The following is a 14,757-nucleotide window of genomic DNA, read 5'->3' on the forward strand; positions in this document are numbered from 1 at the left end:
TGCCATGAAGATTCCGTTTGCCTCGGTCGTCCTTGCTGGTGCGCTGTGCACCGGGTCCGTACCGGCCATGGCCGCGCCACCGCCGACGGTACTGCAGGTGGGATCGCTGCGCATCGGCGAGGGCAGCCCCCGCACCATCGTGCCAATCACCGGTGCCACTGCCGACGTCGCCCTGCAGCAGGCTGCAGCCATCGCTGCCAGCAAGGCCACCGACATCGCCGAGTGGCGCATCGACTACCTGGATATCGCCACCGATGGAAAGGCACTGGTCGCGCTCGGCAAGCGCATCCAGGCCATGCTCGGCGGCAAGCCCGTCATCGTCACCTTCCGCACCAAGGCCGAAGGCGGTGCCAAGGCGATCAGCGATGCCGACTACGGCGCGCTCTACGCCACCCTGCTGCGCGGCGGCGTTGCACAGCTGATCGACGTGGAGATGTTCCGCGACCCGAAGGTGGTGCAGGCGCTGGTGGCGCAGGCGCACAAAGCCGGAGTGAAGGTGGTGATGTCCAACCATGACTTCCATGCCACGCCGCCGCGCGAGGAAATCGTCGCGCGCCTGCTGAAGCAGCAGGCGCTGGGCGCGGACGTACTGAAGATCGCGGTGATGCCGCGCGACGCCGGCGATGTGCTGGCCCTGCTCGACGCCACCTGGCAGGTGCGCCAGCAGAGCGACAAGCCGCTGCTGACCATGTCGATGGGCGGCACCGGCGTGGTCTCCCGGCTGGCCGGCGAGACCTTCGGCCAGGCCCTGACCTTCGGCATGATCGGCACCCCGTCGGCGCCGGGCCAGGTCGAGGTCGATCGCCTGCAGGACGTCCTGCAGGTCATCCACGCATCCAGCCAGGCCGGTCACTGAGACCACCCCGCCGGACGTTCCACCGCCTCACGCTGTTGCAGGAAACCGCACCATGAGCCACGCCTCCGCCGCTGCACCGCCGCTTGTCCTTGAGCGGATGAGTCCCTTCCAGTGGACCGCCATCGCCATCTGCGTACTGTTGAACATGCTCGATGGCTTCGATGTGATGGTCATGGCCTTCACCGCGCCGCATGTGTCGGCGGACTGGGAACTGTCGGGCAAGGTGCTGGGGCTGATGCTCAGTGCCGGCCTGGTCGGCATGGCGCTGGGTTCGTTCCTGCTGGCGCCGCTGGCGGATCGCTGGGGCCGGCGGCCGATGATCATCTGCTGCCTGCTGATCCTCACCAGCGGCATGGCGCTGTCGGCGCTGGCCGCCAGCGCGTGGCAGCTGGGCGCGCTGCGCGTGTACACCGGCATCGGTATCGGCGGCATGCTGGCCGGGGTGGGCGTGATCACCGCCGAGTACGCCAACGCCAAGTGGCGCAGCACGGCGGTGGCGCTGCAGGCCACCGGCTATCCCATCGGCGCCACCGCCGGTGGCCTGCTGGCGGCGTGGATGCTGGAACACTGGTCCTGGCACAGCGTGTTCCTGATCGGCGCCGGCGCCTCGCTGGTCTGCATCCCGCTCGTGCTCAAGTGCCTGCCCGAGTCGCTGGATTTCCTGGTCGCGCGGCGCCCGGCCAATGCCTTGACTCGGCTCAACGTGCTGCTGTCGCGCATGCGCATGCCGGAACTGCAGGCGCTGCCACCCGTGCCGGCGAGCAATGGCCAGCGCCAGGGCTACGCGGCGCTGTTCGTGGGTGACCTGCGCCGCGTCGCGCTGCTGATCGCGCTGGCCTTCTTCCTGCACATGTTCGCCTTCTATTTCGTCTTGAGCTGGACACCGAAGCTGCTGGTGTCTGCCGGTGTGTCGGCACAGCAGGGCATCACCGGCGGCGTGCTGCTGAACCTGGGTGGCATCGTCGGCGGCAGCCTGTTCGGCTGGCTGGCATCGCGCTGGTCGCTGTCGAAGCTGACTGCCGGTGCGCTGCTGCTGGCGATGGTGTCGATGCTGGGCTTCGCCGCCTTCAACACGCAGCTGGGCGTGGCCTTCCCGTTGGCCTTCGTGATCGGCGCGGCCCTGTTTGCAGCGATGGCCGGCCTGTACGCGGCGGCGCCGGTGGTGTTCGCCGCCGAGGTGCGCACCACGGGCCTGGGCTGGGCGATCGGCATCGGCCGCGTCGGCGCGATTCTCTCGCCGCTCACCGTGGGCGTGCTGGTGGACGGCCGCTGGCAGCCGTCTGCGCTGTACGTGCTGTGCGCCTTGCCGCTTCTGCTCGCGGCTTGGGCATGCCTTGGCTTACGTGTAGGCGTGGGACAGAAAACGCGCTGAACCCCATGTCCAAGGCACGTCATGCAATGTGCGATTATCGACGCATATGTCCGAATATCGCATTGACCGGACAGGGCGCCATGGCGACCATGTCCGGGTCGCGTTTTCCCTTCGCAGTGGCCCTGCAGCGTGGCGGCGATGACCGCCGGCAGGCAGGGCAAGGAGCAATGCAGTGATCGACAAGTCCGTGGCCAGCGTGGAAGCAGCGGTGGCCGACATCCATGATGGCGCCACCGTGATGATCGGCGGCTTTGGTACCGCCGGCATGCCCGATGAGCTGATCGATGCGCTCATTGCACAGGGCGCGCGCGAACTGACCATCATCAACAACAATGCCGGCAACGGCGATACCGGCCTGGCCGCGCTGATCAGGCACAAGCGCGTGCGCCGCATCGTCTGCTCCTTCCCGCGCCAGGCCGATTCGCAGCACTTCGATGCGGCCTACCGCGCCGGTGAGATCGAACTGGAGCTGGTGCCGCAGGGCAACCTGGCCGCACGCATCCACGCCGCCGGTTCCGGCCTGGGCGCGATCTTCACCCCCACCGGCTACGGCACCGAGCTGGCGCAGGGCAAGGAAACGCGCGAGATCGATGGGCGCCACTACGTGCTCGAGTACCCGCTGCATGCCGACTTCGCGCTGATCAAGGCCGACCGTGGCGACCGCTGGGGCAACCTGATGTACCGCAAGACCGCGCGCAACTTCGGCCCGCTGATGGCGATGGCCGCACGCTGCGCCATCGTGCAGGTGCGTGAGGTGGTGGCGCTGGGCGAACTGGATCCGGAGGCCGTGGTGACCCCGGGCATCTTCGTGCAGCGCGTGGTGCAGGTGGCCGCAGAAGGAGTGCAGGCATGAACAGGCTCAGCCGCGAACAGATGGCCGCTCGCGTGGCGCGTGATATTCCCGAAGGCGCCTACGTCAACCTGGGTATCGGCCTGCCGACCACGGTGGCCAACTTCCTGCCGGCCGACAAGGAGATCTTCCTGCAGTCGGAAAACGGTCTGCTCGGCATGGGCCCGGCGCCGGTCCCTGGCCAGGAAGATCCGGACCTGATCAACGCCGGCAAGCAGCCGGTCACCCTGCTTACCGGTGGCTGCTATTTCCACCATGCCGATTCGTTCGCGATGATGCGCGGCGGCCACCTCGACATCTGCGTGCTGGGTGCCTTCCAGGTGTCGGCACACGGCGATCTGGCCAACTGGAGCACCGGTGCGCCCGACGCGATTCCCGCCGTGGGCGGCGCGATGGACCTGGCCATCGGTGCCAAGCAGGTCTTCGTGATGATGGACCTGTTCACCAAGAAGGGTGAGAGCAAGCTGGTGGCCGAATGCAGCTACCCGCTGACCGGCCTGCGCTGTGTGTCACGGGTGTATACCGATGTGGCGGTGTTTGACCTTGGCGCCGACGGCGCGACCGTGCTGGAAATGGTCGAGGGCATGGACATCGAACAACTGCGTGAACTGACCGGCCTGCCGCTGGCACAGGCCAAGGGAGCCTGAGATGAGCCTGCACGAGACCTACATCGTCGATGGCATCCGCACCCCGATCGGCCGTTACGGCGGCGCGCTGTCCGGCGTGCGCGCCGATGATCTTGGCGCGATCCCGTTGAAGGCGCTGCTCGCGCGCCACCCGCAGCTGGACCCGGCGCGGGTCGAGGATGTCTACCTCGGCTGTGCCAACCAGGCCGGTGAAGACAACCGCAACGTCGCCCGGATGAGCCTGCTGCTGGCCGGGCTGCCGGTGACGGTGCCGGGCAGCACGATCAATCGCCTGTGCGGTTCGGGCCTGGATGCGATCGGCACCGTGGCCCGTGGCATCGCCGCCGGCGAGCTGGGCCTGGCCATTGCCGGTGGCGTTGAATCGATGTCGCGCGCGCCGTTCGTGATGGGCAAGGCGACTTCGCCGTTCGCCCGCGACCAGCAGATCGAAGACACCACCATGGGCTGGCGCTTCATCAACCCGCGCCTGCGCGAACTGCACGGCGTGGAGACCATGGGCCAGACCGCCGAGAACGTGGCCGAGCGCTACGGTATCAGCCGCGAGGACCAGGATGCGTTCGCCCTGCGCAGCCAGCAGCGCACCGCCGCTGCGCAGGCGCACGGCTTCTTTGACGGCGAGATCGTGGCGGTGGACGTACCGGGCCGCAGGCGCGGTGAGACCGTGACCGTGGACCGCGATGAACACCCGCGCGGCGATACCACCGCCGAGGCACTGGCCAGGCTGAAGCCGCTGTTCCGCCAGCCGGGCACGGTCACCGCCGGCAACGCTTCGGGCATCAATGACGGCGCCGCCGCGCTGCTGCTCGCGTCGGGCGCGCAGGTGAAGGCGCTGGGGCTGACCCCGCGCGCGCGCATCCTCGGCTTCGCCAGCGCCGGCGTCGAGCCGGCGATCATGGGCATGGGCCCGGTGCCGGCCAGCCAGAAGCTGATGGCACGCCTGGGCCTGTCGATCACCGATTTCGATGCCATCGAACTGAATGAAGCCTTCGCCTCGCAGGGCCTGGCCTGCATGCGCCAGCTTGGCCTGGCCGACGATGCCGCGCACGTGAACCCCAACGGCGGCGCCATCGCCCTGGGCCACCCGCTGGGCATGAGCGGCGCGCGCCTGACGCTGACCCTGCTGCGCCAGCTGGAAGCCAGTGGCGGCCGCCGCGGCCTGGCGACGATGTGCATCGGCGTGGGGCAGGGCGTGGCGCTGGCCATCGAACGCGTGTAAGCCTTCCCCCGTATCCATGATCTGCAAGAAAGCCGCGGCCTTCGGGCCGCTCGCCAACAGGAGCACGCCATGAGCGATCCCACCGAACTGCGCGGCTATCGCAAGCCGTACCCCGGCAGCCAGCCGCTGCGCATCCATCTGCCGTATGCCTCCACCGCGCTGCGTGGACCGGGTACCGACCCGATCGCGATCCCGGTGACGCTCTCGGAGGTGACCGGGCCGAGCATCAACCGCATCACCCTGGGTGAGCATGCCGCCGACCTGACCGCCGGCTTCCCCGGCCAGCCGCAGGGCGAGCGCATCATCGTCAGCGGCCGCGTGCTGGACGAGAATGGCCGCCCAGTGCGCAACACCGTGGTCGAGGTCTGGCAGTGCAACGCCGCCGGCCGCTACCTGCACAAGGGCGACCAGCACGATGCGCCGCTGGACCCGAACTTCAAGGGCACCGGCCAGGTGCTGACCGACAGCGAAGGCCGCTACCGCTTCACCACCATCAAGCCGGGTGCGTACCCGTGGCGCAACCACTACAACGCCTGGCGCCCGGCGCATATCCATTTCTCGCTGCACGGCGATGGCATCGGCCAGCGCCTGGTCACCCAGATGTACTTCCCCAACGACCCGCTGCTGGCGTTCGACCCGATCTACAACTGCACGGACGACGCCAAGGCGCGCGAGCGCATGGTCTCCTCGTTCGACTGGGAAAACACCGCCAACGAATTCGCACTCGGCTACCGCTTCGACATCGTGTTGCGCGGTCGCAAGATGACCGTCTGGGAGTAAGACCATGAGTTTCCAATCCACTCCGTGGCAGACCGTAGGCCCGTACTACCGCCTGGGCCTGGAACCGCTGTACCGCACCGAGATCGCCCCGGCCACCGCGCAGGGTGATCGCATCGAAGTGCAGGGGCAGGTATTCGATGGCAATGGCGTGCCGGTGTCCGATGCCGTGCTGGAAATCTGGCAGGCCGACGCGCAGGGCATCTACGCCCATGGCGAGGACCCGCGCCGTGATGACCACGATCCGGCCTTCGATGGCTGGGGCCGCGTACCGACCGACGACCAGGGCCGCTTCGCCTTCAGCACCGTCAAGCCGGGCCGCGTGCCGGGCCTGCGTGGGGAGGCGCAGGCACCGCACCTGATGGTGCTGGTGTTCATGCGCGGCCTGCTGCAGGCCACCCGTGCCCGCATCTATTTCAGTGACGAAGCCAGCAATGGCGAGGACGGCATCCTCGCGTTGGTGCCGGCCGAGCGCCGCCATACCCTGGTCGCGCAGGCGCAGGCGCAGGGCAAGGGCCTGTACCGCTGGGACGTGCGCATGCAGGGTCCGGACGAGACCGTGTTCTTCGCTTACTGATCGCGGCGCGGCCAACGCGCCTTCCGGCCACTCCACGCCCGCGTGCAGCGGGCGCGGGTAAGCTGTGGCCACCCCGGATGGACTGCACCGATGAGCCACTCCCCAACGCTGCTGGGCGGTCTGTTCGGCGACCCCGCCGTCGACGCCGTGTTCAGTGATGAAGCACGCCTGCAGGCGATGCTGGATGTCGAACGCGCCCTGGCGCGCGCGCAGGTACAGTGCGGGGTGATCCCCGCCGCTGCACTGGCCCCGATCGAAGCGGCGTGCAGCGCCGATCTGTATGCGCTTCCGACGCTGTCGGCGGCGACCGCACTGGCCGGCAACCCGGCCATTCCGCTGGTCAAGGCACTCACCGCGCAGGTCAGGGCGAGCGATGCCGAGGCCGCGCGCTGGGTGCACTGGGGCGCCACCAGCCAGGACATCATCGACAGCGGCGCGGTGCTGCAGCTGCGCGCGGCGGTCAGTCACGTGCAGGCGCGCCTTCAGCTGCTGTGTACCGCGCTGGCGCGGTTGGCCGAGGCCGAGCGCGGCACCGGCCTGCCCGGGCGCACGCTGCTGCAGCAGGCGGTGCCGGTCACCTTCGGCCTGAAAGCCGCCGGCTGGCTCGATGCCCTGCAGCGCAGCCAGCGGCGTCTCGATGCGCTGGCCGACGACACCCTGGTCCTGCAGTTCGGTGGGGCCGCTGGCACCCTGGCTTCGCTGCAGACGCGTGGGCTGGACGTGGCCGAAGCGCTGGCCACCGAGCTGCAGCTGCCGTTGCCGGCGCTGCCCTGGCACACCGCACGGGACCGCATCGCCGAGTTCGGCAGCGTGTTCGCATTGCTGACCGGTAGCCTGGGCAAGATCGCCACCGACATCGTGCTGCTGATGCAGTCCGAGGTTGCTGAAGCTTTCGAGCCGGCGGGCGAGGGCAAGGGTGGCTCGTCGGCGATGCCGCACAAGCGCAACCCGGTCGGCTGCGTGGCCGCCATCGCTGCGGCCACGCGCGTGCCTGGCCTGCTGTCCACGTTGTTCACGGCCATGCCGCAGCCGCATGAACGCGCCGCCGGGCAGTGGCATGCCGAGTGGGACACCGTGCCGGAGATCGTGCGCCTGTGCGCCGGCAGCCTGGCCCAGGTGACCGTGGTGGTGCAGGGGCTGCAGCTGGATCGCGCGCGCATGCGCCAGCACCTGGACAGCCATGGCGGCCTGCTCTATGCCGAAGCCGTGGCGGTCACCCTGGGCGAGCGCATCGGCAAGCCGGCCGCACATGCGCTGGTGGAACAGGCGGCCAGGCAGTCGTTGGCGCAGTCGCTGCACCTGCGCGACGTGCTGGCGCAGACGCCGGAGATCACCGCGCAGCTGTCGCCCGCACAACTGGATGCCCTGTTCGCCGCCGACAGCTGGCGCGGCATGGCCGATACGTGGATCGACCGCGTGCTGGCGCGCGGCTGATTCCTACGTTCAACGCTGGAGCCCCCATGTCTTTCCTCGACCTTCCGCAGCATCGCCTGCATTACCAGACCGAAGGCCGCGCCGATGGCCCGTGGCTGACCTTGTGCAACTCGCTCGGTACCGACCTGGGCATGTGGCAGCCGCAGGTGGATGCACTGGCCTCGCAGTACCGTATCCTGCGCTATGACCGCCGTGGCCATGGCCAGTCCAGTGCGCCGCCGGGGCTGTACACCGTGGCCGAGCTGGGCGCCGACGTGCTGGCCCTGTGGGATCACCTCGGCATCGAGCGCAGCCACTTCTGCGGCCTGTCGATCGGCGGCCTGACCGGGCAGTGGCTGGGCGTGCACGCCGGCAACCGTCTGCACACGCTCACCGTGGCGGCTACCGCTGCGAAGATCGGCACGCTGGACGGCTGGCAGGCACGCATCGCCCAGGTCCAGCATGATGGCCTGCTGTCGCTGGTGGATGGCACACGCGAGCGCTGGTTCACCGCGGGCTTCGCGCAGACCCACGCCAGCCTAGTAGAGGACATCCTGCAACGTTTCCTCGCCACCAGCGTCGAAGGCTACGCTGGCTGCTGCAATGCGGTGGGCACGGCTGACTTCCGTGATGCACTGGACCTCATCGGCGTGCCGCTGCTGGCCATTGCCGGTGATGACGATCCGGTCTGCGTGCCGGCCGAACTGCAGGCGATCGCCGAGGGCGTGGCGCACGGGCGATATGCCGCCGTTGCGGGCCGGCATATCTGCAATCTGGAATCGCCGCAGGCGTTCACTGCGGCACTCGCCGCGCAGCTTTCCGCGCAGTACTGAATCACTCAACAGGGTTACGACGATGGACGAACAGGAACGCTACGAAGCCGGGCTGGCGGTGCGCCGTGAGGTGCTGGGCGAGGCGCATGTGGAACGTTCTCTGCAGGCACGCACCGAGTTCACCACCGAATTCCAGGAATTCATCACCCGCACCGCATGGGGCACGGTGTGGACACGCGACGGACTGCCGCGGCATACGCGCTCGCTGTTGACCATCGTGATGATGGTTGCGCTGGGCCATGACGAGGAGTTCAAGCTGCACATCCGCGCGGCCCGCAACAACGGGGTGACGCCGGAGCAGATCAAGGAAGTGCTGCTGCAGGCAGCGATCTACTGTGGCGTCCCGGCGGCGAACCACGCGTTCGCACTGGCCAAGCCAATCCTGGAAGAGCAGGCTTCGGAACGGTAGTGCCGTCGGCTGGCCAGCAACCTCCTGCACATCGGCAATGCCGGCCAGCGGCCGGCACTACCAGATTCAGTACATTTCAGTTCAACAGCGTACCCAAGCGCTGCGCGGCTTCGCGCAGGCGAGGCAGCAGCTGGGTCTGCATCACCCCCAGGCCGATGCGGCCTGCCTGGGTGCCGATGTTCAACGCGCCGACCACATCGCCGCTGCGCGAGCGCACCGGCACGGCGATCGAACGCAGGCCGATCTCCAGCTCCTGGTCGACCAGCGACATGCCGTCGCGTCGCACTTTTTCCAGGGCGTCAAGGAAAACATCCATGCGGGTGATGGTGCGTTCGGTGCGCGGCCGCAATGGATTGCGTTCCAGGTAGCCTTCCAGCGTGTCACGCGGCAACGCGGCCAGCAGCACGCGGCCCATCGAGGTGCAGTAGGCCGGCAGGCGGCTGCCCGCGCGCAGGCCGATGGACATGATGCGCACGGTTTCCGCGCGCGCCACATACAGGATGTCATCGCCGTCCAGCACGCCCAGCGAGCAGGATTCGTGCACATCATCGCGCAGGGCATCCAGCACCGGCTGCGCGGCAGCGGTCATCGACGACGACGCCACATAGGCGCCGCCCATGCCCAGCACGCGCGGCAGCAGCACGTAGCCACGGCCCTGTTCGCCCACATAACCCAGCTTTTCCAGCGTGTACAGCACGCGCCGTACTGCAGCGCGCGAGATGCCGGTATCAGTGCTGATCTGCGACATGGTCACTTCGCGCGGATGCTGCGAGAACACGCTCAGCACGGCCAGGCCGCGGCCGAGCGAGGTCATGAAATCCGGATCGCCCTGGTTGTCCTGGATCTGCTGCATCAGCTCATGGGCCAAGCCACGATCCTGCGGCGGCGCGGGCGGGCGCTTGGGACGACGGCTGGGAGGAACGGCAGGCATGGCAGCAGCTTTCATCAGGTTCGACCTTGCATGGTAAGCGCTGGAACCGGCAACCGGTACCCACGCGGGGCAGCCTGGCAGGCTGCACCGCGTGGCGTGGGTCACCTGCGCTCGGGCAGCGCGTAGGCGATCACGTAGTCGCCACGGTCCGGCGACTGGCGGGCACCACCGGCGGAAATCACCACGTACTGGCGACCGGTTTTCGGCGAAACGTAGGTCATCGGCGTGCCCTGGCTGCCGACAGGCATGCGGGCCTTCCACACTTCCTCACCGGTGCGGCTGTCGTAGGCGCGCAGGTAGTAATCCTGCGTACCGGCGAAGAACAGCAGGCCCGACTGCGTGGCCAGCGAACCGCCCAGGGTCGGCATGCCGATCGGAATCGGCAGGCCCATCTTGATGCCCATCGGCCCGGTGTCCTTCACCGTGCCCACCGGCACCTGCCAGACAAGCTGGCGGGTGGCCAGGTTGATCGCCGACATCGTACCGAACGGCGGCTTCTGGCAGGGAATGCCCAGCTTGGACAGGAAACGGTCGCGCAGCGAGCCGTAGGGCGTGCCGGTCTGCGACGCCGCACCCATTTCCACGCCCCCGGCGCCGCTGGTCATCTGTGCGCGCGGGATCAGCTTGGTCCACAGGCCCAGGCGCATGTCATTGACGAACAGGTAGCCCGTGGTCGGGTCGACCGAAGCGCTGCCCCAGTTCATGCCTCCCAGCGAGCCCGGCCACTGCAGCGCCAGATCCTCGCCCGGCGGGGTGTACATGCCGTCGTAGCGGAACTGCTTGAACTGGATCCGGCACAGCATCTGATCGATCGGAGTCGCCCCCCACATGTCCGACTCGGTCAGCGTTTCCGCGCCGATCTGCGGCAGGCCCACCGACAGCGGCTGGGTGGCGGCGTAGCGCTCGCCCTCAGCGTTACCCTGCGGCGCCGGGATGTCGCGTACTTCGCTGATCGGTACGCCAGTCTGCCGGTTGAGCATGAAGATCTGGCCTGCCTTGGTGACCTGCAGCAGTGCCGGCAAGGTGCCGCCCTTGCCGTCGGGCACGTCGACCAGGGTCGGTTGTGCGGGCAGATCGTAGTCCCACAGGTCATGGTGGACGGTCTGATACACCCAGCGCTCCTTGCCGGTGGCGACATCCAGCGCGACCACGGCCGAGCTGTACTTGTCGTCCTGCGGGGTGCGTTCACCGGCCCACTGGTCCGGCGTGGTGTTGCCGGTGGGCAGATAGACCAGGCCCAGCTGCGGATCGTAGGCCATCGAGGTCCACACGTTCGGCGTGGCGCGCGTGTAGTGGATCGACGGATCCAGCGGCACATCCGGGGTTTCCTTCGACAGGTCCCAGACCCAGGCCAGCGCACCGGTGCGCACGTTGTACGCACGCACCACGCCGGACGGTTCACCCACTTCGATGTTGTCGGCCACACGGCCACCGACCACGACCAGGTCGCCTGCCACCAGCGGCGCGGCGGTGAGGGTGTAGAAGCCGGGCTTGATCTCGCCCATGCCGGTCTTCAGGTCGACCACGCCGTTGCTGCCGAAGTCCGGGCACAGCGCGCCTGTCCTGGCATCGAGCGCGAACAGGCGCGCATCGATGGAGGTCATCAGGATGCGCTTTTCGCACAGGGCCGGGCCGGCGCTGGCGGTGTCAGTGGCCGGCTGCGGTGCGGGTGCTGGCGCAGCGGTCTTTGTGGCTGCCGCTGCGGTGGCCGCATCGAAGTAGCCCAGGCCACGGCAGCGCTGCCAGTTCGGCGCGGTGGCCTTGGGGTCGAAGGCCCAGCGCTGCTTGCCGGAGTCGGCGTCGATGGCGATCACCTGGTTGTGCGGGGTGCACAGGTACAGGGTGTCGCCGATCTGCAGCGGGGTGTTCTGGTCCTCGGCACCGAAGCCGTTGCTTTCCGGCACGTCGCCGGTGTGCGCGGTCCAGGCGACCTGCAGCTCCTTCACGTTGGCCGGGGTGATCTGGTCCAGTGCAGCGAAGCGGGTGCCGGCGGTGGTGTTGCCCCAATGCATCCAGTCGCGCTGTTCAGCGCCCTTGGCCACCGGTACCACCGGCGGCGTCGTGCCCTGTGCGGTCTGCACCGGGCGCGGCTGGAAGGCGGAGAAGGCCGTGCCCAGCAGGCCGACCAGCAGCACCACGGCTACGCCATAGGCGCCACGACCGGCCACTTGGCCGCGGCTGCGGCGCAGTACCGGCCAAGCCAGCGCGACCAGCAGGGCCAGCACGGCCGGCATCACCAGGCGCGAGACCAGCGGCCAGAACTCCCAGCCCGCATCCACCAGCGCCCAGACCAGCGTGGCCACGAAGGCCAGGCCGTACAGCAGCGCACCGTTCGGCCGACGCATCACCAGCAGCACCCCGGCGACCGCCGACACAGCACCCATCAGCAGGAAATACCAACTGCCCCCCAGCATTACCAGGCGAACACCACCGACCAGCAGAGCCAGGCCGAACAGGGTCACCAGGATGCCGAGCAGGACCACCAGCACACGGCACAGGGCCGGAACCTCCGTCGTCTCGTCCACGTTGCATGAACCTCATTGCGAAAAACCCGCGCGGAGGCGGGGAAGCCCCGCGCGCGCCAGGCGTGGCGGGGGCCGTCGGCATCCCGGGCGGCTGCGGGCCGGTGAAGGCGGGCAGGCGTCGGCCTGCTTATGGCGCAGGCTGGGTGAATGACCGGTTGTGGCGATTATCGCACTAGTGTGCGATTTTGACGTGACGGCGCGTCGCCATTGATGGAACGCATTGGCGCGCAGGTACCGGGAACGGGCAGGGCGCAGGCGAACCGGTTACCCTATGCCGCCATACACGCTGGTAGCTGCAATGACCGACGCCACCATGGCCCTCCCCGCCTGGTCCTCCCGCCTGCGCGACATCGCCGACTTCCCCAAGCCTGGCATCCTGTTCAAGGACATCATGCCGCTGCTCGCCCACGGCGGGGATTTCCACGGCGCGATCACCGCGATGGCCGACCGCTGGCGCGACCAGAAGCTGGATGCCGTGGTGGGCATCGAATCGCGCGGCTTCATCCTCGGCGCCGCGATGGCGCTGGAACTGGGGGTGGGCTTCGTGCCGGTGCGCAAGCCGGGCAAGCTGCCGGGCCAGGTGCTGCGCGAGGAATACACGCTCGAATACCGCAGCGACTGCATCGAGGTGCATGCCGATGCACTGCCGGCCGGTGCCCGCGTAGCAATCATCGATGACGTGCTGGCCACCGGCGGTACGCTGGTCGCTGCCTTGTCGCTGGTGCGCCGCCTGGGTGTCGAGGTGGTGGGTGCCGGCGTGTTGGTCGAACTGGACGGACTCGGCGGCCGCGCGCGCTGGGAAGCGGACCTGCCGCTGCACACCGAACTGGTGTTCTGAGCGTGTCGCCGGGCCACGCCCGGCGACCACCCTGTTCCTTACATCATCCGCACGCGGAAACGACGGCCCTTGATCTTGCCGGCTTCCAGCTTGGCCACGGCCTTGTTGGCCTGCTCACGGGCGATCGCCACGTAGGAGCGGGTCGGGAAGATCGCAATCTTGCCGATGAACTTGGCTGACAGGCCGGCGTCGCCGGTCAATGCGCCGAGAATGTCACCCGGGCGCAGCTTGTCGGTCTTGCCGCCATCGATGCGCAGCGTGCGCATCGATGCCTGCGGCAGCTCGGCCGGGCGCGCCGTCGCCAGCGGCGTCTTCTGCCAATCCAGCGGTTGCCCCATCTGTGCTTCGATCGCTTCGGCGCGGGTCTTCTCGCGGCCGGCCACCAGGCTGATCGCCAGGCCACTGGCACCGGCACGGCCGGTACGGCCCACGCGGTGCTGGTAGCTCTCCACGTCGATCGGCAGCTCGTAGTTGATCACCGCGGCCAGCTCTTCCACGTCCAGGCCGCGCGCGGCCACGTCGCTGGCGACCAGCACGTTGCAGCTGCGGTTGGCCAGCAGCAGCAGCACTTCCTCGCGGTCGCGCTGCTCCATGTCGCCGTGCAGGGCCAGTGCCGAGAAGCCGAACTGCTGCAGCGAGTTCGCCACTTCGTCCACGTCCTTGCGGGTGTTGCAGAACACCACCGCCGATTCCGGCGTGTACTTCAGCAGCAGGCCGGCCAGCGCCTTCTGCCGGTGCGCCGGTTCCACTTCGCAGAACATATGGCGGATGGCCGGGGCCTGGTCGGCGCCTTCCACGGTCACTTCCACCGCGTCGCGCAGCAGGTCGCGTGCCATGGCACGGATGCTGTCGGGGAAGGTGGCCGAGAACAGCAGGCTCTGTCGATCCTTGTGGGTACGGCCGGCGATCTCGCGGATCGGTTCCTCGAAGCCCATGTCGAGCATGCGGTCGGCTTCGTCCAGCACCAGCGTGCGCACCGCGCCAAGATTCAGCGCGCGCTTGCGCGCCAGCTCCTGCACGCGGCCGGGCGTCCCGACCACCACGTGCGGGTCGTGGCCTTCCAGCGACGCCAGCTGCGGGCCCAGCGGCACGCCGCCCACCAGCAGCAACAGCTTCAGGTTGGGGATGCCGGTAGCCAGCTTGCGGATCTGCTTGCCGACCTGGTCGGCCAGTTCGCGGGTCGGGCACAGCACCAGTGCCTGCACGCGGATCAGGCTGGGATCGATGGCCTGCAGCAGGCCCAGGCCGAAGGCGGCGGTCTTGCCGCTGCCGGTCGGCGCCTGTGCGATCACATCGCGGCCATCGAGGATGGCCGGCAGGCTCTGCGCCTGCACAGGGGTAAGAGTGGTGTAGCCGAGGGCATCCAGGCCGGGCTGCAGGGCCGGGCTCAGCGGCAGGGTCGAGAAGTCAGTCATGGCGCATTGTACCTGCCTGCGCGGCCGGTCCCGCCTGATGGGGTGGGGTCGGCCTCCTTTCCGCAGGAAAGGGCTCTGACCCCCAACTGGGCCCGCCA

14 protein-coding genes are annotated in these 14,757 nt (G+C 68.5%); 11 read left to right on the top strand and 3 right to left on the bottom strand.

Annotated features, from left to right (window positions below):
- Positions 1 to 4 precede the first annotated feature (4 nt).
- From aroD to pcaC, 10 genes are all read left to right on the top strand, one after another.
- Positions 5 to 856 carry a type I 3-dehydroquinate dehydratase gene (gene aroD, locus AC5P8C_RS12520; RefSeq protein WP_495218859.1) on the top strand — a complete coding sequence of 284 codons (852 nt, stop codon included), beginning with the start codon at positions 5 to 7 and terminating at the stop codon, positions 854 to 856.
- 52 nt (positions 857 to 908) lie between these two features.
- Positions 909 to 2,228 (top strand): MFS transporter, encoded by a 1,320-nt coding sequence (locus AC5P8C_RS12525; RefSeq protein ID WP_495218860.1) that lies wholly within the window; start codon positions 909 to 911, stop codon positions 2,226 to 2,228.
- A 172-nt stretch (positions 2,229 to 2,400) separates the two neighbouring features.
- Entirely contained in the window at positions 2,401 to 3,081 is a 681-nt protein-coding gene (locus tag AC5P8C_RS12530; RefSeq protein ID WP_495218861.1) for a 3-oxoacid CoA-transferase subunit A, read from the top strand.
- Entirely contained in the window at positions 3,078 to 3,725 is a 648-nt protein-coding gene (locus tag AC5P8C_RS12535) for a 3-oxoacid CoA-transferase subunit B (protein WP_019661275.1), read from the top strand. Before AC5P8C_RS12530 ends, AC5P8C_RS12535 begins: the two co-directional genes overlap by 4 nt.
- 1 nt (position 3,726) lies before the next feature.
- The gene (gene pcaF, locus AC5P8C_RS12540; protein ID WP_495218862.1) at positions 3,727 to 4,941 is read left to right on the top strand and encodes a 3-oxoadipyl-CoA thiolase; all 1,215 of its coding nucleotides are present in this window, start codon (positions 3,727 to 3,729) and stop codon (positions 4,939 to 4,941) included.
- Positions 4,942 to 5,010: 69 nt separating this feature from the next.
- Positions 5,011 to 5,721: a protocatechuate 3,4-dioxygenase subunit beta gene (gene pcaH, locus AC5P8C_RS12545; protein ID WP_495218863.1), complete on the top strand. Its 711-nt coding sequence runs from the start codon at positions 5,011 to 5,013 to the stop codon at positions 5,719 to 5,721.
- Positions 5,722 to 5,725: 4 nt separating this feature from the next.
- Positions 5,726 to 6,295, top strand: coding sequence for a protocatechuate 3,4-dioxygenase subunit alpha (pcaG, locus tag AC5P8C_RS12550; protein ID WP_495218864.1), 570 nt, complete (start codon positions 5,726 to 5,728; stop codon positions 6,293 to 6,295).
- A gap of 90 nt (positions 6,296 to 6,385) precedes the next feature.
- Complete coding sequence (locus tag AC5P8C_RS12555; protein ID WP_495218865.1) at positions 6,386 to 7,729, top strand: 3-carboxy-cis,cis-muconate cycloisomerase; 1,344 nt, start codon at positions 6,386 to 6,388, stop codon at positions 7,727 to 7,729.
- 26 nt (positions 7,730 to 7,755) lie between these two features.
- Entirely contained in the window at positions 7,756 to 8,541 is a 786-nt protein-coding gene (gene pcaD, locus AC5P8C_RS12560; RefSeq protein ID WP_495218866.1) for a 3-oxoadipate enol-lactonase, read from the top strand.
- A gap of 22 nt (positions 8,542 to 8,563) precedes the next feature.
- The gene (gene pcaC / locus AC5P8C_RS12565) at positions 8,564 to 8,950 is read left to right on the top strand and encodes a 4-carboxymuconolactone decarboxylase (protein ID WP_019661281.1); all 387 of its coding nucleotides are present in this window, start codon (positions 8,564 to 8,566) and stop codon (positions 8,948 to 8,950) included.
- Between the two features lie 76 nt (positions 8,951 to 9,026).
- Here the strand turns inward: pcaC and AC5P8C_RS12570 are convergent, their stop codons facing one another.
- Both AC5P8C_RS12570 and AC5P8C_RS12575 read right to left on the bottom strand, forming a co-directional pair.
- A complete protein-coding gene (locus AC5P8C_RS12570; protein ID WP_026347165.1) occupies positions 9,027 to 9,881 on the bottom strand; it encodes an IclR family transcriptional regulator domain-containing protein in 855 nt (284 codons plus the stop codon).
- A gap of 101 nt (positions 9,882 to 9,982) precedes the next feature.
- Positions 9,983 to 12,406: a membrane-bound PQQ-dependent dehydrogenase, glucose/quinate/shikimate family gene (locus AC5P8C_RS12575; RefSeq protein ID WP_019661283.1), complete on the bottom strand. Its 2,424-nt coding sequence runs from the start codon at positions 12,404 to 12,406 to the stop codon at positions 9,983 to 9,985.
- A gap of 298 nt (positions 12,407 to 12,704) precedes the next feature.
- On the opposite strand from AC5P8C_RS12575, the gene AC5P8C_RS12580 reads away from it, so the two are divergent.
- Positions 12,705 to 13,244, top strand: coding sequence for an adenine phosphoribosyltransferase (locus AC5P8C_RS12580; protein WP_019661284.1), 540 nt, complete (start codon positions 12,705 to 12,707; stop codon positions 13,242 to 13,244).
- A gap of 38 nt (positions 13,245 to 13,282) precedes the next feature.
- On the opposite strand, the gene dbpA is transcribed toward AC5P8C_RS12580, so the two are convergent.
- The gene (gene dbpA, locus AC5P8C_RS12585) at positions 13,283 to 14,659 is read right to left on the bottom strand and encodes an ATP-dependent RNA helicase DbpA (RefSeq protein ID WP_495218867.1); all 1,377 of its coding nucleotides are present in this window, start codon (positions 14,657 to 14,659) and stop codon (positions 13,283 to 13,285) included.
- Between the last annotated feature and the right edge of the window lie 98 nt (positions 14,660 to 14,757).

It is taken from the genome of Stenotrophomonas sp. YJH_SMC_46 (genome assembly GCF_059370315.1).